Annotated in this window: 15 protein-coding genes; 2 read left to right on the top strand and 13 right to left on the bottom strand. The window is 52.9% G+C overall.

Features of this window, described 5'->3' with window-relative positions; all coding sequences use genetic code 11:
• Positions 1-15 precede the first annotated feature (15 nt).
• The 6 genes from RAC89_RS24360 to RAC89_RS24335 all read right to left on the bottom strand — a co-directional run bounded on the left by RAC89_RS24360 (position 16) and on the right by RAC89_RS24335 (position 11,076).
• Positions 16-1,551, bottom strand: coding sequence for an extracellular solute-binding protein (locus RAC89_RS24360; RefSeq protein WP_306616341.1), 1,536 nt, complete (start codon positions 1,549-1,551; stop codon positions 16-18).
• Between the two features lie 75 nt (positions 1,552-1,626).
• The gene (locus RAC89_RS24355; RefSeq protein ID WP_306616340.1) at positions 1,627-2,496 is read right to left on the bottom strand and encodes a carbohydrate ABC transporter permease; all 870 of its coding nucleotides are present in this window, start codon (positions 2,494-2,496) and stop codon (positions 1,627-1,629) included.
• Position 2,497: 1 nt separating this feature from the next.
• Positions 2,498-3,466: an ABC transporter permease gene (locus tag RAC89_RS24350; protein ID WP_306616339.1), complete on the bottom strand. Its 969-nt coding sequence runs from the start codon at positions 3,464-3,466 to the stop codon at positions 2,498-2,500.
• Positions 3,467-3,490: 24 nt separating this feature from the next.
• Complete coding sequence (locus tag RAC89_RS24345; RefSeq protein ID WP_306616338.1) at positions 3,491-4,852, bottom strand: FAD-dependent oxidoreductase; 1,362 nt, start codon at positions 4,850-4,852, stop codon at positions 3,491-3,493.
• Positions 4,853-5,053: 201 nt separating this feature from the next.
• A complete protein-coding gene (locus RAC89_RS24340; RefSeq protein ID WP_306616337.1) occupies positions 5,054-10,237 on the bottom strand; it encodes a discoidin domain-containing protein in 5,184 nt (1,727 codons plus the stop codon).
• 461 nt (positions 10,238-10,698) lie between these two features.
• Entirely contained in the window at positions 10,699-11,076 is a 378-nt protein-coding gene (locus RAC89_RS24335) for a hypothetical protein (protein WP_306616336.1), read from the bottom strand.
• 200 nt (positions 11,077-11,276) lie between these two features.
• Here RAC89_RS24335 and RAC89_RS24330 point away from each other — a divergent pair, with 200 nt between their 5' ends.
• The gene (locus RAC89_RS24330; protein ID WP_306616335.1) at positions 11,277-11,510 is read left to right on the top strand and encodes a hypothetical protein; all 234 of its coding nucleotides are present in this window, start codon (positions 11,277-11,279) and stop codon (positions 11,508-11,510) included.
• Here RAC89_RS24330 and pyrE read toward each other — a convergent pair.
• Positions 11,507-12,025, bottom strand: coding sequence for an orotate phosphoribosyltransferase (gene pyrE / locus RAC89_RS24325; protein WP_306616334.1), 519 nt, complete (start codon positions 12,023-12,025; stop codon positions 11,507-11,509). The genes RAC89_RS24330 and pyrE overlap by 4 nt on opposite strands.
• A 109-nt stretch (positions 12,026-12,134) precedes the next feature.
• Positions 12,135-13,757 (bottom strand): PucR family transcriptional regulator, encoded by a 1,623-nt coding sequence (locus RAC89_RS24320; protein ID WP_306616333.1) that lies wholly within the window; start codon positions 13,755-13,757, stop codon positions 12,135-12,137.
• A 236-nt stretch (positions 13,758-13,993) separates the two neighbouring features.
• Between RAC89_RS24320 and RAC89_RS24315 the strand changes: the two genes are divergently transcribed.
• Positions 13,994-14,851: an AraC family transcriptional regulator gene (locus RAC89_RS24315; RefSeq protein ID WP_306616332.1), complete on the top strand. Its 858-nt coding sequence runs from the start codon at positions 13,994-13,996 to the stop codon at positions 14,849-14,851.
• Between the two features lie 65 nt (positions 14,852-14,916).
• Here RAC89_RS24315 and RAC89_RS24310 read toward each other — a convergent pair whose 3' ends face one another.
• From RAC89_RS24310 to RAC89_RS24290, 5 genes are all read right to left on the bottom strand, one after another.
• Positions 14,917-15,774: a sugar phosphate isomerase/epimerase family protein gene (locus RAC89_RS24310; RefSeq protein ID WP_306616331.1), complete on the bottom strand. Its 858-nt coding sequence runs from the start codon at positions 15,772-15,774 to the stop codon at positions 14,917-14,919.
• Positions 15,771-16,631, bottom strand: a complete 861-nt coding sequence (locus RAC89_RS24305; RefSeq protein ID WP_306616330.1) for a sugar phosphate isomerase/epimerase family protein — start codon at positions 16,629-16,631, stop codon at positions 15,771-15,773. The genes RAC89_RS24310 and RAC89_RS24305 overlap by 4 nt, the downstream gene beginning before the upstream one ends.
• Complete coding sequence (locus tag RAC89_RS24300) at positions 16,628-17,686, bottom strand: Gfo/Idh/MocA family protein (protein WP_306616329.1); 1,059 nt, start codon at positions 17,684-17,686, stop codon at positions 16,628-16,630. Before RAC89_RS24300 ends, RAC89_RS24305 begins: the two co-directional genes overlap by 4 nt.
• 267 nt (positions 17,687-17,953) lie before the next feature.
• Complete coding sequence (locus tag RAC89_RS24295) at positions 17,954-18,964, bottom strand: zinc-dependent alcohol dehydrogenase (protein ID WP_306616328.1); 1,011 nt, start codon at positions 18,962-18,964, stop codon at positions 17,954-17,956.
• A gap of 24 nt (positions 18,965-18,988) precedes the next feature.
• Complete coding sequence (locus RAC89_RS24290; protein WP_306616327.1) at positions 18,989-20,689, bottom strand: DUF4855 domain-containing protein; 1,701 nt, start codon at positions 20,687-20,689, stop codon at positions 18,989-18,991.
• Between the last annotated feature and the right edge of the window lie 11 nt (positions 20,690-20,700).

Here is a 20,700-nt window from a genome sequence, read left to right as displayed (position 1 = left end):
CTTCGATATTGTGCATTATTTTTTCGCTTTCTTGTGGTTCTCGTTAACTTCCTTCGTAATCTCGTCGCCGCCCTGGCTTTTCCATTGGGTGACGAATTTATCGAAATCGTCGACCGGCAAATTGCCCATAATGATTTTCGTGAACGTTTCCTGCATAAGCTTGGTAAGCTGAACACCGTTTTTGCCCATGCCCGCTGTGACGGGTCCGTTGTATGCATTCTTGATCAGGGCATTGCTGATCCGGGTTACGTTGTCTTTCAGCTTAAATTCCGGACCGAGTGCATCGAGACGCTCATAATCAAGCTCTTTATCCCAAGGAGCGGCATAATCCAAAATGTTGTTGCGGTATACATGCTTGTTGTGCTCCTCGAAATTCATGGTCAGCTTGCCGTCCTTTCTGGACGAAATGTTGTGCTCCGGCAAACCGAACTTAATCGTTTCATGCCCTTTCCCGTTGGCGAAGTTGAACATCTTGATCACTTCGTTCGCACGCTTGCTCGTTGCCGGGACAATGCTGTAGCCCGTAACCATGTTTGAGGATACCGTACCGGACTTTCCGTCCTTGCCCACGGGGTACTCCAGCGGAATCCACTCCGCCTTCGGATCGTTCTTCGTGTTCGTCAGGATCGGCCCGCGCGTATCAAACCAAGTGGCGGAGAAGATGCCGGCCTTGCCGCTCGCTACTTTTTCTTCGATGTTCTTGTTTTTGTTCAGCGCCCATTCCTGGTCGATGATCTTATCCTTATACAAGCCCGCCATATATCGAAGCGCTTCCTTCGTTTCCGGAAGAATGGCGGCGTTCACGAGCGTCCCGTTGCGCTCCACCCATTGCGAGACGGCGGAGTTTCCTGCGAGCGGCACGCCGAAAGCGCCGAAGAACGGAGCGGTTCGGATAAGGTTCTCGCCCATCAGCAAGCCGATCGTATCGTTCTTTCCGTTGCCGTCCGGATCCTTTTCCACAAATTGTCGCATGACGTTCACGTATTCATCGAGCGTTTTTGGCGGCTGCAGCCCGAGCTTAGTCAGCCAATCCTTGCGAACGTACATGAGATCGTTGCCGAGAATATAGGTTACGGATGGAATCGCATAAATTTTACCGTCCACCGTCACGGCATCCCAAGCTTCTTGCGGAATGGATTTTTTCAAATCAGCGCCGTGCTTCTCTATCGCATCGTTCAAAGGCTGGAGCGCCTTTTGATTGACCATGTTGATGAACCAGGAAGCATCTTGCGTATAAACCATGTCGTTCTCCTCGCCGGAGGACATCATCACATTCAGCTTGTCCTGGTACCCGTCGGACGGCGGATAAACGACACGGATATCGAGATTGGTGTTGTCGTTAATGTACTTCTGATACGGGTTGTTGTTTTCATTCATGTTCTCCAGAAATTTACGTCCTACGTTCGGATGCACGATGCTGATTTTTTCCCGCTTATCCGCACCCCCGGCTGCCGCATTGCCTGCTGCAGGAGCATTCTGGGTCGCCCCGCACGCCGCGAGCAAGCTTCCTACCATCGTTGTACCGACCAGCACCGATACTGTCTTTTTCATGTTCACTGTCCATCCAACCCCTTTATACTAAAATAATATGTATCGAAACCGTATACAAGAGAGATCGTTCCCAGTTCACCCTTTTACGGATCCAATCATGATGCCTTTGACGAAATATTTTTGCAAAAACGGATATACAATCAGAATCGGCAGCGTACTGGCGATCAGCGCAGCGGCTTTGAGCGATTCAATCGCAAGGAGCTGACGCTCCAGACTATCGGTCGTATTGATATTGGATTGGCCCGACATGACGAGCTCGCGCAAATAAATTTGCAGCGGCTTCAGGCTGGAATCCGTTACATACATGACCGCGTCGAAGAAAGAATTCCACTGGCCGACCGCGTTGAACAGCGCAATAGTGGCAATGGCCGGCATCGACAGAGGGATGACGATTCGGAATAAGATGCCGAGGTTCGAGGCGCCGTCAATTCGCGCCGATTCCTCCAGCTCGCTCGGGATCGATTGAAAGAAATTTTTCATGATAACGGCATGAAACGCATTGATGGCGCCCGGGATGATATATACCCAGAACGTGTTCATCAGCTGCAGCTGCTTGACGACGAGATACGTAGGAATCATGCCCCCGCTGAACAGCATCGTAAACACGATGAAAAACATAATGAAGCTTCGCCCTTGGATATACGCCCTGGAGAGCGGATAAGCCAGCATGCAGGTCAATAGCACACTCAAGCACGTTCCGAGCACGGTCCGCTGCACGCTGACAAGGAAGGCCTGGAGAAAACCGGGATCCTGAAACACTTTGACATAAGCTTCAGTCGTCCACTCCACGGGCAGGAAGGATACCTCGCCGGACATGATCGCCCGGTAGCTGCTGAACGATTGGGCGAGGATGTGAATAAACGGTGCTAAGGCGAGAAGTGCGAAAGCACCAAGCGCGAGATGATTAAATACGGAAAACCAACGTTCTCCTCTTGTCATTCTCATCTTAGTAAATCCCCTCCTGACCGGTCTTCTTCACGGCTTTGTTGATAATGACCACAAGAATCAGACTGATCACCGACTTAAGCAAGCCTACGGCCGTCGAATAGCTGAATTGGGATTGTCCGATCCCGATCCGGTATACATACGTTTCGATGACGTCCGCGACATCGTAAACCAGGGAGTTGTAAAGCACAAATACCTGCTCAAAGCCGACGTCCAGAATGTGACCGAGACGGAGCAAGAATAAGACGATAATCGTGCTCATAATCGAAGGCAGCGTCACATGAATCAGCTGTTTCCACTTGCCCGCACCGTCCATGACGGCCGCTTCGTACAGCTGCGGATCTACTCCGGCGAGCGCCGCCAAATAAATGATCGCACCCCAGCCGACTTCCTTCCAAATGTCGCTGATGACGAGCATAGCGCGGAACCACTGGGGATCGGCCAGGAAGAAGATGGGCTCAAAGCCCAGCCACTCGATCACCCCATTGACCGCTCCCGTTACCGGAGAAAGCACGTTGACCATAATGCCCCCGATAATGATCCACGAGAGAAAGTGCGGCAAATATGCGAGCGTTTGAATCGTGCGCTTGTAGAACATGCTGCGGATTTCATTAAGCAGCAGCGCAAGGATGATAGGACCGGGGAAGCCCCATATGAGCTTATATAAGCTGATGATGATTGTATTGCGGAATACCAGGAAAAACTGGGGATCGTTCATCATTTTTCGAAAATGCTCCAAACCGACCCATTCGCTCGCGCTGAAGCCGGCAAAAATGCTGAAATCCTTGAATGCTATGACGATGCCCCACATTGGTAAATATTTAAACAAGATGAAATACAGAATGCCCGGAACCATGATCAAGTACAAATCCCAATATTGTCTGAAATTCGAGAGGCGACGGCCTTTCGTCAACAAGCCAGAAGCCGTGCCGGGAGTCCGGGGAACGGTAAGTCCTTCATGCTGTGCCACGGTTCATTCCTCCTTTCGGTTTTCTTATACGCCCAGGGACGAAGCGATTTCGCCCAGCCAGGCTCCCTGTTGGGTCAGTAGCCTCTGCAGCTGCCGGATATCCACCTCGCGGGAGGTGCCTCCTGTGGAGGTGCAAAGCGCTGCGGCGGTACCCGCCGCCTGTCCCATGGCGAAGCAGTTCGGCATGACCCGCAGCGAGCCTTGAACGACCCGGTCGGCGGATGCCGCCCGACCCGCTACCCACACGTTGTCGAGTCCCTGCGGCAGCAGCGATCGGTAGGGCACACCGTGCGACTCGCCGTCCGGTAGATGGCGGATCTGCATCTGTTCCTTGCTTGTCGCCATATGAATGTCGATAAAGTAAGCATTCCTCGCAATATCGTCCTCGAAGCTTCGCATGGATGTGAAATCCTCTTGCACGAGCATGTAATCGCCGACGATTCTTCGGGTTTCCCTAATGCCGATTTGCTCACCCGTGCTGACGACGTGGGCGTTCTCAAAGCCTGGAACATACTTGCGCAAGAATTTCACTTGGATCTCGACGAGCTTTCTGCCTTCGATAGCCGCTTTCGTCAAATCCTCCGCCCTCGTGCCGTCGATGCCGAACACATGGCCGAAATTGACGCCGACCAAATAATCGGATACCCAAGCGAAGCCGGACACTTCCTTTCGCCCCGGGGGCAAATCGCCGTTATGCTGGGCCAGCATGACGGCCTTGGGAATTTGATCGTTATCGCCGCTTTCCTGCATATACTGCCGGAACCGTCCGCGATCCACGTTCGTGAGCAGGTAACACATCGTGCCGGGCTGCAGTTCTCCGGCATCTCCTCCCTTCTGGAAGGGGGCGCCACCCAGGGCCGCGATATCCGCATCTCCCGTCGCATCCACGATATAACGGGTTTGGATGATCGACCTCCCCGACTTATTCAGAACAACGAGCCCTTCGATACCGCTTCGGTCCGGCTTCATGATGACCTGTCCGATAAAGGTATGGAATAATACCCTCGCGCCGCTTTCCAGTACCGCGTCATCGTATACGCGCTTAAGCACCTCGGCATCGATCGGCACCCAATCGAGCTGCTCAGCGTAGTCTTGCCGGAATTCCGGCCGGCAGCTCGCTTTCATGCGTTCGAGCAGCTCCAGTCCGATTCCGCGGATAACGGGTTTGATGTGATCTGTGAACGGGCAGAAGGCAGGAACGAGCGATACCGTGCCCATGCCCCCAAGGAAACCTCTTTGCTCTACCAGAAGCACCTTCGCGCCGTTTCTTGCAGCGGCGATAGCGGCGGCTATGCCTGTCGGCCCCCCGCCGACAACGGTAACATCCACTTCATGGATGACCGGCAGCTCCTCCGACGGCAGCATGATTGTTTTCTTCGATGTCATGTGCTCTCCTCCGTGACACTTTCTACTACTTCCTGGGACTGACAATCATCCCGGGTTCTATGTTCATTGTAAAGGGTGTCGTTCGGCTTGATTAGCCCACGGCGATGACATCTTCTGTTCGGATCGTGACCTTGTGAAAGGGTTGGGGGCAAAAAAGGAGCGACGCGGGATGGGTTCCCACGTCACTCCTTATCGCCGGGCTCATCTGTAATTGAGCAGCGAGTAGATGATTCTGGCTGCCTGTGCACGGGTACTGAAGCCCTTCGGATCGAATCGGTCTGCCTCCATACCGTTAACGATTCCAGCCAGCTGCATCTGTTCGACCGCTTCCCGGGCGTAGCCGGAAATTTCCGTTTGATCGGAGAACCCGGCCGCTGCTTGATATTCGCCTTTCAGTGAAAGGCCGACCTGTTGTGCGGCACGATACGCAAGCACTGACATGTCTTCTCGGTTGATCGGCTTATTCACTCCAAAGGTGCCGTCCTCATAGCCGCGGACGATTCCGAGCCGGATCGCGCTGGATACGGCCCCTGTATACCACTCGCCGTCTTCGACATCGCTCAAACCTGGAACAGTGGATCGTTCGACGAGCTCGAGCGCTTCCAGAAGCATCTGCACGAATTCGGCTCGGGTTACGAGCCGGTTGGGCTCGAATGAATGGACTGAGGTTCCGGAGACCACGTTTCTTGCTGCGAGGAATTCGACCTCGGCTCTCGCCCATTCCGCCTGAGCGAGATCATCGAACGTGACGACCTCCGGCCATGCAGCATAACGGCTGAAATGATCGGTAAAGAAAGTGACCTTTTCCTGCGTATAAGCGCTGTTTTTCACAGGTACCGTCCCGCCGCTGTCAGGAAGATAAAATACGGTTACGTGATGCGGCATTTCCTCCTCGAACAGCTTGTAATCCATCGTAACCTCAACCGCCTTGCTTCCGTTAAACCGGCTTACCGGACGGCCGTCCACTAAGACGCCGAACTGAAGCACCGGACGGCTGCCGACTTTTGCCGCGATCTCCGGGGAGAGGCTGGAGGATGGTACCGCCGCTAAGGTAAATTCAACGGTTCGCGAGGCCACGCCTACCGCTTCTTTGAGCGCATCCGGCTTAAAAGCTATAGTGGCGAGAGAGGTTTTCAAGGCAAGCCTGTCGATGCCCTCCGTTTTAGCCAAATCAAGCGTTGAAGCCGGGAGCTTCACCACATAGCCAATAGGGGCTTCCGCAGCCGGGATGTTGAAAGTCACGGTTTTTGCGGCGTCCGCATTCGAACTCACACCCTTGGACACGTTACTAATCGCGGCTTTGACTGCGGCCTCCGTCACCTCTGCGATAGCCTGCCCGTCTTGAAGACTGATGCTCACAGCATCAATCTCCTGTCGTATTGGCGTTGTACTTCCGGGTACTTGAGGCTGAGCATTACCGGTCTCCGTGAGCGGACTCTCCTCACCGGAGCTATCATTGCCCGGGTCGCCGTTTCCCGGATGGTCGTTACCGGTATGACCGCTTCCAGGCGAATCCGAAGCCTTCGGGGTACCGGCTACAGTGACTCCAGCCGAGGCATTGCCATGGCTATCCACTGTCATGAGCCGGTAAGTGTACATGGTCCCGTTGCTGAGCCCGGTTAGTACGGCCTGCTGCACTCCTGCGTTAATGTATACCGCGTCCATTACCGTATCCCCCGCTCCTGTGATTTGAACTTGAGCCAAATCCGCATCGCTAGGGTCCGTCCATCGGAACAGCAACTGCCCGTCTCCTTGCAGCACAGCGACGTTCGAAACTTCCCCCGGTGCCGAAACGTCCTCGAAGCCCACTTCAATTTCCATCAGCCGGGCGATCTGATCGTTAGGATTGACCGGAGTACCTTGCCATGAAGGCTTCGTGATAAGCAATCGGACGGACGACGTTTGTACCTGATCGAAGACCAGATCATTATATTGGCCGTAGAATCCATCCTTATCGTTATCCGTCACCGTTGCCAGCGTCCGCCAGCCGGTATCGGTCAATGCCTCAACGCTAAAGTCGCGAATGTGCCATTTCTCGCCGCTGGCCGCCCCGCTCCACAGCTTTAACCGGTTAATCGTTTGCGGAACCGTCCAATCGATTCGCAGCCAATGCTCGCCTCCGGCACCTTGAGATAACCAGCGTGTCGCCAGGTTCCCGTCGACCGCATTTTCCTTCCCGTTCGTACCAGTCGTGGAATCAACGCTGAGCTGTCCCAGCTGGGCTGCATTACGTACGACAACCGGTCCGAATACCTCGGAAGGCCGGGAAACCCCTCCCGTATTTTTGGCCTTGAGCCGGTAATAGTAGGGAACCCCGCTGTTGGCCGAGGTATCCTTATAAGGTCTGTCGCCCTCCTTCAGATTCGCTCCAACCACCGTCCAAGGACCGTTCGCCGTCTCCGCTCTCTCCAAACCGTAGGTTTCCGCCCATTTCAGCGGCTTCCACGAAATCGAAGAAACCGATTGAATCGGCAGCAGCTCCGGTTGATCCGGCACAGGAGGCGCAGAAGAGGCGATGACCGGTCCTACCGTGTTGGAGGGTGCCGATAGTCCGGCCGCATTTTTCGCTTTCACCCGATAGTAATAGGTGCCTCCCTCTATGGCAGTTGTGTCCTTGAAGGGCACAAACGGCATATCACTGTCCGGCACATCGACGCCTATCGTCGACCAAGGGCCGTTCGGGTCCCCCGCCCTTTCGAAATCATAGGACTCTGCGCCGGCCGAGCCTCTCCAATACATCCCCATAACCGACTCGATGGGCAGAAGCGTCGGCGGGTCCGGTATCGTTCTTGCCGGAACCGGAAGCCCGCGAATTTCATAGGCTTTGTTGCGAATCAGCTGCATCACCGCCGTTTCGTCGTACGAACTTCCGGAAGGGAAGCCCGGCCAACGGTAGTCACCTTCCTTATTGTAGAATCCTCCGTCCTTGTTATGGAATTTCAACGTCCATAATAGTGCCCCGGATGTGCCGTTGGAAATGACTTTATCCACCAGTGCGGACATATTCGCCGTGCTGGTATGGCCGAATTCGCCGACAACCAGCACCTTTTTGCCTAAACTCATGTTACGGTCGGCTACGTTACGCAGCGCATAATTGGTGCCGCCGCTTTCATAATAGTGGTTGGACACAATGTCCACATTCGGATCGTTTATCGCCGCTGCACTCAGGCCGTACCGCCCGTCCATGACCAGATGATTCGGATCGATGCTTTTGAAATAAGCGCTCATTTCGGCGGTCCATGCATCCGTGGTATATAGCTCGTTCCCCGTCTCCCATGCCAAAATGGCTTTATCGTCCTTGTATTTCACCCCGGTGAACGTATTCGTCCGGTTCAGCACATAGCTGACCAAATGCTTGTAATCTTCCTTTAATTCCGGGTCCGTATAAAATTGCTCCGGAGCCTTGCCCCGAAAAGCGGCGAATTGCTTGATGCCTCCGACGTGATCCCATGTGTCGATGAAAGGGATGATCACCCGGATGCCATATTGATTGGCCAATTTTAGAATGTGATCGAGATCCTTAAAAAAATCTTCGTCATAATCACGAAGTCCGTTAATATGGCTCTTCTCTTGTCCGTTAGCTGTTCCGCCTTTGATCGTAAAGGTGTACAGCCGAACTACAGTTCCGCCCATCTGCTGCAGCGACTTGAAAACATCCTCCTGCTCCCAAGGGTCAGCGCGATGCCAGCTCGGGGCCGGAATATAGGTCAAATTCGAGCCGTTAAGCGAAATAAACCGAAACTCATTCGCGCCCTCCATCAATTTATCCCCGCTGCGGGTAATAAAACTCGTGATCCCCGGCGTAGGAACAGGTGCCGCCTCACTTGGCGTGCCGGTCACAAGCTGCCCCGCCGACACATTGCCCTCCATATCCACCGTCTGCAGCCGGAAGGAGTAGGTCGTTCCGTTCGTAAGTCCTGGCAGGAGCCGGATTTGTACACCTTTACTGACATATACCGCTTCCATTACCGAATTCTCTTGCGTGATTTTGATTTGGCCCAAGTCCATGTCGTTAGGGTCCGTCCATTTCAACGTCAGCTGCCCGTTCCCCACGATGACCTCAGGGCTGCCCACCTCTCCTGGCGGTATCGTGTCCGTACCTTCCTGAGCAATGGCATAAACCTCGATTTCCGCGAGACGAGCCACTTTATCGTCGGTTGCGTTGAAGCCACCCCAGCTCGGCTTGGTAATATGCAGTCGCAACCGGGATGCGGCAATGGGGTCAAACGTCAAATCGTTGTATTCTCCCGCATTGTTATCCTTGTCGTTATCGGTCACTGTCGCAAGCGTCACCCAAGCGTTCCCGTTCCAGTAGTCCAGCGTAAAGTCGCGAATATGCCAATTGTGCGAGCCGGTGCCTACATTGCCGCTCCATACCTTGACCTGCTTAATGGTTTGCACATGCTCCCAGGTCATTTCGAAGAAATGGTCATAGGTGGAGTTGCCCGACACCCAGCGTGTCGTTTGGTTGCCATCCACGGCATTGAACACCGTATTCGAGCCTGTCACCGAATCGGCGTTCAGCATCGCTTGGCCTGCCACATTGACTCCAGGCAGCGACCCGTCTGCAGCCTTCGGCGTACCGGTGACGACCAGACCGACGGACGTATTGCCTGCCGTATCGACTGTTTGTATCCGGAACGAATGGGGCGTCCCGTTCGTAAGGCCCGTCCAGGTTGCGGACTGTATTCCTTTATCCGTATAGACGGCGTCCGATACCGTGTCTTCCCGTGTGATTTTAATTTGGTTTAAGTCCGGAGCGGTCGGATCTGTCCAAGTCAATGTGAGCTGCCCATCACCGGCGATAACCGCCGTATCGGTCACTTCGCCCGGCGGTGTCACATCTGCATCGGGGAGCGCATACACTTCGATCTCCGCGAGACGGGCTATTTTATCATCGGACAAATTGAATCCCCCCCAGCTCGGCTTCGTAATGTGCAGCCTCAGCTTGGATGCGGTAATCGGAGCAAATTGGAAATCGTTATATTTTCCTGCGTTATTGTCTTTGTCATTATCAATGACAGATGCAATCGTCACCCAAGTGCTGCCGTCCCAATAATCCAAAGTAAAGTCCCGCAGGTGCCAGTTATTCGCGCCTGTCCCGATATTACCGCTCCACACCTTGACTTGATTGATTCGTTTGGCGCCCGGCCAAGTCATTTCAAACGTATGGACATACGTCGTGCTTCCGGATACCCAGCGGGTTGTCTTATTTCCATCCACTGCATTGGCAGCGCCGTTCGCTCCTGTAACCGAGTCCACACTCAGTACCGCTTGTGCGGAAATATTGCTTGTTTCCCCCGCTAAAGCTTTGGTGATATCGAGGGGAACCACACTCCCGATTAGGATGCAAACCATCAGAATTGAAATCCATTTGCGCAGCATCTTTCATCCTCCCTTGCCTTTTTTACAACATTTGTAAGCGGTCACATAATACTTGTCGTTTACAGAGCCTCCCTTTCTTTTTTGTTTTGATTATAGAGGGCTAACGATGGTTTGGTAAGGTCACGGCGGTGACATGTTTTGTTCCGATCATGACAAGATTAAGTTATTTTAATAAGAGTGTGAGGCATTTATAAGTTAAGTTTCTCCAATAAAAAAATGGCTTCCTACTGCCGGGTCCTCCACTCTAGAGGATAAGAGCGGTCAACCCGGTAATATCAAAGCCAATGCTTCACATGGTATATCATTTTTGGGAATACTCATACAAGGTAAACCCGGAATACTTCACCCAGAACCCGTCTTTCAGGCGCTGCTGGTATTGCAGCTCGATACCAAAGGAGAAGTCCGCACCCGGCCCAATGCCGGCTTGACCTATGGGGATGACTTGGCGAACCGGCCGCCACTTACAAACGGGCTTTACGAATCGCCTCCATCGCACGCTCCATGCCTTCTCCGCAATCGACGGATGTCTGAATTTCATCGTAATGCTGCCGCATAAAGTCGTTAAACAAAGATAAAAGCACCGCCGCCTCCCGTTGGGTGATCCCAAAAGCTTCCTCTAGGCTAATGTTCTCATAGCCCTCTTGAAGCCTTCTCATATCATAGACCGGTTCATTCAGCGCATGATAAAGGTGATACCGCAGCCCGTTGTGAACAAATTCCAGCATATACTGCCGCCGGTTCAAGTTCAGCTTGGTTGTGTTGGTGATTTGGAGTTTTTCGTTTCTATCGTTCGCTTTCATATAGGCGGACCATTGGCGATTAATTTTGTCCAGATACACAAGGGGACTCTCCTCACGAGGGATTTCTATGATTTTATGAGTGTTTCCTATATAATGGGGAGATAATCCTAACATGGGATGTGAACTTATGTTTTTGTTTCTAATTGGCCTGTTTATTCTGCCCCCATATTGATCACGCCGTTCAAAGATTAAGGGGGCGAAACTACTTAGAGGGCTTTATCTCTATAGCGGCAGTTGGGATGTTAACCCTCCTTCTTCATAAATTTCGAATCGGGTTTACCTTCCTGCGTACCACTAGAGAGCGTAAGTACCCGACTGCTTTCATTATATGCGCCGCCTTAATTTGCACAGGGCAAGCACTCGGGCCGTTCTTGGCCTTCACATCGCAATGGATCATTGTCCTTGAGGCCTTTTTCTTATTGGTGCTGCTGTTCTTTCTACAATCGTCCTACCGAAAGGAAATGGAGGATTAAACCTCCAGTTCCTCCATAGAGAATAAGCTATTTAAAAAGAGATTCTCTTCCTCCAGACGGATGCGGCAGGAAGAGTCTCTTTCGATCACACATAGTACGGACTCCACCCGTGCCCCGGCCGCCCTTAGCTCTTGAGCGCTCAGGACGATTTGTCCTCCCGTGGTGACGACATCCTCGATGATGCACACGTTCTTCCCCTGAATCGGTACGCCTTCAGCCAGCTTCGCCGTGCCATACGCCTTCGCCTTCTTCCTTACAAAAACCACAGGAAGTCCGGTCCGCAGGGATAAGGCCGTAGCCAGTGGAATGCCCCCCATTTCGATGCCGGCGAGAATTTCGGTCGTTTCCGGGATGAGCTTTGCTAGCTGTTCAGCGATTTCGGCCAGCAGTTGAGGGTCGGATTCGAGCAAGTATTTGTCAAAATACTGATGTGACAGCTGCCCCGAACGCAGCTGGAACGTCCCGGTTACACGTGCGGTTGTGTAAATTGCCTTTGCCAATTGCTGTTGATTCATACGAAAATCACTCCTTTTGTCAGATCACCTGCCTGTATGGTATCAGCAAAGGAATGATGTCGATATGTGGCTGCAGCCAAAAAGAAGCAGCTGTCTTTTGTCGATTTAGCTAAAGGAGCTTATTTACCTTCAAGAGACGGTGGATTTTGAGCCCTATGTGCAGCAGCAGCCGCTGTTCGGCATCATGAACACCGCAATCGGTGAGCTGCTCTATTTTTTGCAGGCGATATTTCACAGTGTTGACATGAACGTATAGCTGATCCGCCGTATCTGAAACGGAGCCGTTATTGGCAAAATAGCTTTCCAGCGTCGCAACCAGGCTTGCATCATGAAGCTCGTCATACGCTGCAAGCCTGCCTACCGTATCCGCATACAGGCTCTTCAGCTCTGTGTCGTACTTATCATCGAGCGATCCCAGTATACGATAAACGCCAAGCTCCTCGTATGGAACACAGCCGTCCTTCTCTATCGGCTTCCCGAGCTGAAGCGCCTTCCTTGATTCCATATAGCTGCTATGAATACCTTCAATACCCCGATGGAGCCTGCCGATACCGACAGTAATCTCGCTGCCGTCAAGCTCGGAGTGAAGCCGCTGTCTTAATGCCGCTCCCAGTTGAGTAAGCTTTCGTTCGTCACCGAGCGGCTGCGGACAAATCAGCACCAGCTCTCCATTCAGCATGGTCGCCATTACCTTCAACCCCAAGTCGTCGAAGAAAAAGTTTACACACTGAAGCAGTCTTCTCTTTACTGAGAGATCCCCATATGTATCGTACTCCCTGCCGTTCACATGGACCGCGGCACTCATCACTTGGTGGTTTCCCGTCACATCCCATCCGTACCGCAGCGCCTGTCCCACTGCAGTTGTGGTATCCGAGGTTCTGCCTAGAAGGATATCGTGTATAAACGGATCCTTATAGGTCTGTTCCACATCGGCCTTCGTAAGTGCCTTGACGAACTCCAAGGCGAGCAGCACCATGGAACGCTCCAATACCAGTACATCCTCTTCTATGAACTCCCTATGGAGCTGCCAGCAGGTGATATCTCCGAGCAGCTCGTCGTTTAGCACAATCGGTGCAACAAGGCAAGAAGTCAGCGCCTGATTGAGCCTCCGCTCCATCCGAAGAGGACGGTTGGCCGCCTTTAGCTCCCGCTTCTGACCGTGCTGCAGAGCATCCACAGTGTACTCCCTGTTTCGAACCATTTCAGGGAGCTCCGAATTGACCGTAATAGGATTGTGCGTCATCTGCTCCATGGCATCGACGATGGCGGCGGTCCCTTGCCCACGCATGGCCAGCTCCGTCATCCATTGAAAGAACGAGTCCAATTGCTCCTTTCCGAGCGTCCGCCGGTTCAGAATTCGCTCCATGAGCGGGGTCATGATGTCCAGATAAGCGACCTCGTTATCGATCTCTATCACGGGCAGACCGAGCCGATCCCCTTCGTTAAGGATCGTGGGAGGAATCTCCTGTACATATTGTGCCGTCTTAATGGCTAAAGCTGCGCAGCCTGCCTCCTTCAGCTGCTGCACCAACTGACCGATAGCCTGCTCATCATCCTTAATCGGATACAAGCTGGTTAGCAGCAGTACGCCGCCTTTAAGCCATCGAATGACATCAGGGACTTCCATAACCGTGATGGAGTCAATGCTCCGGTCAAGCCCCTTCTCTCCGGCAGCCAGCCGGCAGCGGGAGAGCCCCCCGATCCTTAATGCTTCTCTAACGGTAATTCCCACGATATGTCCACCTTCGTTTGCACTTTCTAGTAACCGGTTCCTACTAAAATAGTAAACTAGAGAAGCTATGATCTCAACGTAAAAAAAAATCAAAAGTCACCGGAATATGTGACTCTTCAGTCCAGGTCTTTACATCCATAATGTTTTCCATTACGATGAGGATGACTTCAATGATAATGAAACGCTTGCCCCTTCGGCTGCGAAAGGGAAGCATTTGCAAAAGGGGACTTCTTATCATGACAAGCGCCTTCCTCGAGCCCATGAGCATGCCGGACCCGACGTTCCCCGTCAAGGTAAATTACTGTAAATCTCATGAATACGGCGCCACGTTATTTCCAAACCATTGGCACAAACATATCGAGCTGCTTTATGTCGTTTACGGGCAAGCGATATTCGAGTGCAACGGCGTGCCGATTCCGGTAGGTCCCGGCTCACTCGTCTATGTGAACGGCAACGACCTGCATACCGGCATATGCACGTCTGACGATTTGTTTTATTATGCTCTGATCTTCGATCCGGCCGTACTGCAAAGCTCCTCCGTCGATGCGATCGAAACCAAATATATGCTTCCCCTTCTGCATAACGGGGTTGTGTTTCCTAACCAAGTGGATCAAGCGGAGCCGCTGACCGCCCGATTTCTTTCCATTGTCAAAGAATTAAAGGAACGGGAACCGGGGTATGAAATGGCGGTCAAATCGGACCTGTATCGCATGCTTACGGAAATGCTGAGAAGCAGCACAGGACAGATGATGACTGTAAAAAATAGGCAAAATCGCATGCGTCAGCTTGAGCGGCTGACCCCCGTTCTTAGTTATATCGAAGAGCACTACCACGAAGAGCTTTCAGTTGAGCTTCTCTCTGAGCAAGCCGGCTTAAGCCGCTTTCACTTCAGCCGTCTCTTTAAGCAGCTGACGGACAAGAGCGTGACCGCCTATGTGAATGATATTCGCATCCGTCAGGCAGATTATTTGCTGCGCAACACACAGCAAACGGTCTCCGATATTGCGCTTGCTGTCGGGTATCGGGACATTTATTACTTTAGCCGCATGTACAAAAAATGCCGAGGTATCCCTCCCTCCGAGGTGCGGGACTAGACAAAAAGGCAGTTTCTCCAAACCGGCCGACGGCCGGAGAGAAACTGCCCTATTTTTATACCAAGTTAAGCTCTGAAGGTCTTTAAGAATTGTACCGCTTTCGAAATATCCGCCTCGGGATTGGTACCCACCTCGCGCTCGATCGTCAAATATCCGCCGTAGCCGATATCCTTCAGCGCCTGCAAATAACGCGGCCAGTCCACGCCGCCCTCACCAAGCGGCACCTCACGGAACGCATCGCCGTCCGCAGCCATGTCCGCAAGCTTCTCATGATCGATTGCGCCGTAAATGTCGCGAGGATCCACCTCGCGCAGACGGATACCGTCTTTCGCATGCGTATGCACAATGTAATCACGCAGCGTGTGTACACCTTGAACCGGGTCGTCGCCTGTTACCATGACCATATTCGCGGGGTCGAAGTTAACCGCCATCCCCTTGGAGCTGATTCCGTCAAGGAACTTCTTCAAATGCTGAGCCGTCTCCGGTCCGGTTTCGATGGCGAAGTAGGCATTCATGCCGGCCGCGTAATCGCTAAGCTCGGCACAAGCCTTGTGCATTGCCGCATAGATCGGGCTGTTCTCATCGTCGGGAACGATACCGATATGCGTAGTAACCACTTGGGTGCCCAGCTCTACGGCAAGGTCGAGGATTCGCTTCGATTTCTCAATCTTGACCGGATTTGCATTCGCATCCTGAAAGCCGTGACCGCCAAGGTCGCCTACGAGTGCGGAGATTTCCAAGCCGAGAGAAGCAATGTACGATTTCCATTCTCGCCTAGCCTCGGTTGACAAGGCTTCCGGAGCGAATTCGCCGGACACCGCATAAATTTGCACTCCGTCCGCTCCTACCGCCTTGGCCTTTTGCAGCCCTTCCCTTACGCCGACACGAAAGCTGTCAACGATGACGCCGATCTTATTGTTCATGGAAGCTCCCTCCATACGGTTTGAATGTAGTTCAAGCCGAGGCGTACCCCCAGCTTGCAGGGCTCGATGCCTTCGAATTCCAGTGAAACGTAGCCGTCGTACCCCGAGCCTTTGATCGTTCCCAGCACCTTCCGCATGTTGATGTCACCCTGCCCCACAATGGCACCCCGGAGATATCGCCCGTTGATGGAACGGAACCAGCCTTCGTTAAGCGTGCTGTCCTCCGGCCGGATATAGAAGTCTTTTATATGTACCATGGAAGCATACGAAATGTTATTGGAGACGGCAATGACGGGGTCTTCATCCGCACAGAGGAAGTTTCCTACATCAAGCGTCGTCTTGAAGTTGGGACGATCGGTAGCCAGGATCAGCGCTTGAACACGCTCGCTGGCTTGAATGAACCTTCCGTGGTTCTCAACACTGGTTGTAATGCCCTTGTCCGCCGCATAATCCGCGATGCGGCGGCACGCCTCCGCCAGCCTCGGGAGCTGCTCGGAGAAATGCCGGAACGAGGTATCCTGGGCGCTGGCCACATCATGACGCATCAGCTTGACCCCAAGCTTAGCCGCAACGTCGACCTCACGCATGACGCGTTCGATCTCCTGCTCCAGCTCCGCCCCGCTTTTATCCGCGAAATTGGCTCCAATGGCATAATTGGAGATTTCCAATCCTTTGGAGGCCGCTCTTTCCTTGATCGCTTCAATCAAAGAATCGTTGTCTATCAAGGTAAAACCCAGTGGAACGATCTCCACATGCTGACCGCCGATTTCAGCTATATAGTCTATAACGTCCAGCACATCCATCTCGCCGGATCGAATCGCCTGATATAAGCTGTAGGTGCTGACGCCGAGCTTCATAGACGCACCTCCTGGCCTTGCGCTGCCGAATCATAGATGCCTCGAAGGATGCGCATGATCTCCACGCCGTCCGCAACTGGACTTAGCGGCTGCTTGTTATTGCGCACGCATTCAACGAAGTGGTTGATCTCGTTCTGGAAGGCCGATTCGAAATGGAAGCCGGGATGGTTGACTTGCGGCGTCATATTCATAATCGTGTTATGCTTCTCGGTAACGATGACCACGGCCGGGTCGATTTCGAAGCCGCCCTGCGTTCCGTAGAGGCGGGACATCATCGAATCCTCTTTGGCATGAAGCGTAAAGCTTACGTCTACCTGCAAGGAGGCACCATTGTCAAAGCGGATCAGCGCATTCGCCATATCCTCAACGGTATTGTGGGTCGGATCGTAATCGGCAGCTTTATAGAAGTTAAGATTCCGAATGGACGAACGGTTCCCAAGCTTCCGGTACGTGTTGCCGCTAACCGATACCGGCTTCGGCTTGCCCATCAAATACCAGATCAGGTCGATCATGTGGACCCCGATATCGATCAAAGGACCGCCGCCGGAGCGTTCAATATCCGCGAACCAGCCGCCCGGATTGCCGAGACGGCGCAGCGCCGAAGCCTTCGCGTAGTAAAGCTCGCCGAATTCGCCCTGCTCCGCCAGCTCGCGCAGAAGCTGGGCATTGGCGTCGTAACGGCGAACGAAACCGATCTGCAGAAGCTTGCCCGTACACTCTACGGCATCCTGCATACGCAGCGCCTCCTCGACCGTCATGGCAGGCGGCTTCTCTACAAGCACATGCTTACCGGCTTCCAACGCCGCAATGCTGATCTCCGCATGCGTGTTGTTCCAGGTACAGATACTGACAGCATCCACCTTCGGATCAGCCAGCAGCTCGTGATAGTCGGTATATGCCTTTTCTGCTTTGTATTCCTCTGCCTTGGCGCGTGCCCGCTCCCCGTTCAGGTCGCAAACGGCGTAGAGACGGACATGGGGATTACGTTGATACGACTTCAAATGATGCGTTGAAATGGATCCAACACCGATTACTGCCACGTTCAGTTGACTCATGTAGCTCCAGCTCCTTCACAATTGAGGGTGATCCTGTACTCTACCTGTATTATAAAGTTCCAGGCGGCTCATCCCCATGAAGCGGTATGCTATTCATTTGTACAAATGTGCGATTTTTCATTCACGTGCGATAGATTGAAAGCGCAGCCACCATTCATTGATTAGCAAAAAACACCTCACCTGCAGAACACACATAATCATTTTATGTTTGTCATCCTTGACGATAGTCCGAAAAAAAGCGCCCTCAGGGGACGCCTTTAATGCCAGCTAGTACCGGATTACCACCCCCAGCGCTTGGGAAACATCCTGACGAAGCGATGCATACGCCTCCGTTGCCTCGGAAAGCGCAATTTCATGCGTTACCATCGGACTCATGACCAGCCTCCCGTTCTCCACGTTGCGGACAAATTCTTCCATGTTCCGTCCTTCCGTCCAGCGCACATACGATTGGGGATAATCGTGTCCCTCCTCCTCGTAGCTGCGGTCATAGCGTCCCGGGCCCGCTCCACGGGCGATGACGAAATCGGCCTCCTTCGCAAAGAACAGATCCCGCGAAAACCGAATGGGAATGTTTCCGATCAGCGCGAACGTGCCCCGGAAAGCCAGATGCTGCATGCATGCTTCGATGATGGAAGAGTTCGAGGTTTGAGCACACAGCGCAATGCTGTCAAAGCCATGTTTCCCTGTGAAACGGTCAATCTGATCCGCCAGTTCTGGATCGGAGGCGTTATGCACCTCCGCGATGCCGCATTCCGCTGCCAGCCGCAGACGCTCCTGCTTCATATCGGTAGCAAACACGCGATAGTTGGCCCGATCAGCCAGCTGCGATATGAGCAGGCCTAACACTCCGAGCCCTGCCACCCACACGGTTTCCCCGAACTGCCTGGACAACCTCCGGACGCTGTGGACAGCTACCGAGCCAAGACCTACGAACGACGTAAGCTTCAGACTCTCCGGCCCGCTGAGCTTGGCGCAAAGCATTTCCGGTACCGATAAATACTCCGCGTGATATACATAAGGTCCGCCGTAACAGGCGACACAATCACCGGGAACAAGCCCGGTGACCTCTTCGCCCACCTCCTCCACTACCCCCGATGCACTGTAGCCAAGAGCAAAACCGTCAGGTATATTCGGATTGCCGATGAGACCGAGCTCCGTACCCGGACTGATCGACGAATATAACACTCGCACCAGAACTCGCTTGGGATGTTCTTTTACCGAAGGAACCGGCTTCACCTCAAGCGCAACTCCCGCTCCGCTCTTCACGATTGTTTTCATGGAAATATGCACCTGTCTCCTCTTTTATTGTCTTGGCTTATAAGTGCCCTTAATGTACTCATAGGTCCTGTCATAAACTTCTCTTTGGACAGGGTTCTCGGATCGGGCGGCGCGCCACAGTGTTTTAACCTGCTGATAGAATGCACTGAAGGACTGCTGCATATAATGGTATTCCTTGCCTTTGTCCAGATAGGTATAATACCGGTTCCGCATCGCTTCATCGGTGAGCACGGCGTCCGACATTTCGATTTCCACACCCATTCCGTTCTCTAAAGCCGCTTTGGCAATCGAATCTACCCGGTCCGTACCGGCGTTGGAGTGAAACATGTAATTCGGCTGCATGAGCGCGGCGTCGAACCCGTTTTTCTTCCAATCCTCCCATCCTCTTGCAAAATAATACGGTATCCACTGAAACTTTGCGCCCTTGGAATGCACGTACTCACTTGTAGCCTGAAGCAATTCATCCTCCATATCACTGAGCTGCCTAGCCACAAATTCGTTGTACCAGTAGAAGGAGACCAACTGCAGATCACTGAAGCCCTTCGCATTCCAGCGCTTATACACCTCATCTATGTACCACTTCACTACCTTGAGACGGTTTTTGTAGGCCTCCGCTTCCCCTACCTCGGCTACCTTCAGGTTCTCGCTGACGCCGTCTCCGTCCACATCGCCGAAGTCGCTTTGATCAACCCGCGGATAAGGAATCGGAATCACTACCTTCGCCTCGTAATTTCGGTCAGGCAGGTCGGCCTTGGCTTCCTTGACCGCTTCGTTCAAGGCGCCAAGCTCGTAATCATCCCGGAACAGCCGATCCAGCAGCTTCTCAAAATGACCTTTATTCGTCGGTTTACCTGCTGTCGGACCATAATTGGCACCATCCGGAAGCGGAGCATAAGGCATAAAAAGAAACCCGTCGAACATAAAATCCTTGCGCTTCATGTCGGTATCCACATAGGAGACGTACGGCTTGAAATCGTCTTTGGTAAAAGAAATCCAATCCGCCGGCTGATACTGCCATTCACCGGTAAAAATCAAGACCTCATGCTTGATTCCGCCTGCTTGAGCGGAGCCCTGCAGCGGATAGCCGCTCTCCGGCTTCGGACCGCGAGGAGCAGGAATCAGCTGCTTGCCGGAGGCATCCTTCGTACCAATCACTTCAATTTCGTCGATGAACAGCCACGATTCAACAGGAAGATTCACCTTCACGTAGCGCGCTTGCGTATCCACGGACGATCTTTCATAGATTTGCTTCACAGGCCCTTTCTCGGTGCTTGGCAGCGAATTCTTCACCGTGCCTAATTCCTTCCAAGCCGTTCCGTTCACGGAAATGGAGTACGAATTCTCGTCGGGGAAGAAGATGCCCACAGGATTGTCTTGCAGAACGCTGACCCGAATTTCGTTCACGCTCGCCGTTTCGCCCAAATCGATAGTCACTTCCCTGCTGCCCTGCCACAATCGACCGACATAAGCCTTATCCGAGAAAACCGTCCCTCCGAAAACTCCGTCCGTCAGCTGCGCTCCCGTATCATCTCCGTGAACATCCTCTGTTTTACTGAAATGCAGATCTCTCGGATAGGGAGAAGTCAGCTGGTACGGCTTGCCTAGAGCCAAATTTTCTTGAACAGACTGCCCCTGCCCTGCTTCGGGCGCCGCGTTGGCTGCCGGAAGTATTCCTCCTGCCAAAGTTACGGCGATGAGACCTGCCATCCACTTGTTTTTTTTCATAAATCGTCAAC

Source organism: Paenibacillus sp. GD4 (genome assembly GCF_030846225.1).
GTDB classification, from domain to species: Bacteria; Bacillota; Bacilli; order Paenibacillales; family NBRC-103111; genus Paenibacillus_G; species Paenibacillus_G silviterrae.
This window is presented reverse-complemented; position numbering and strand designations above follow the sequence as displayed.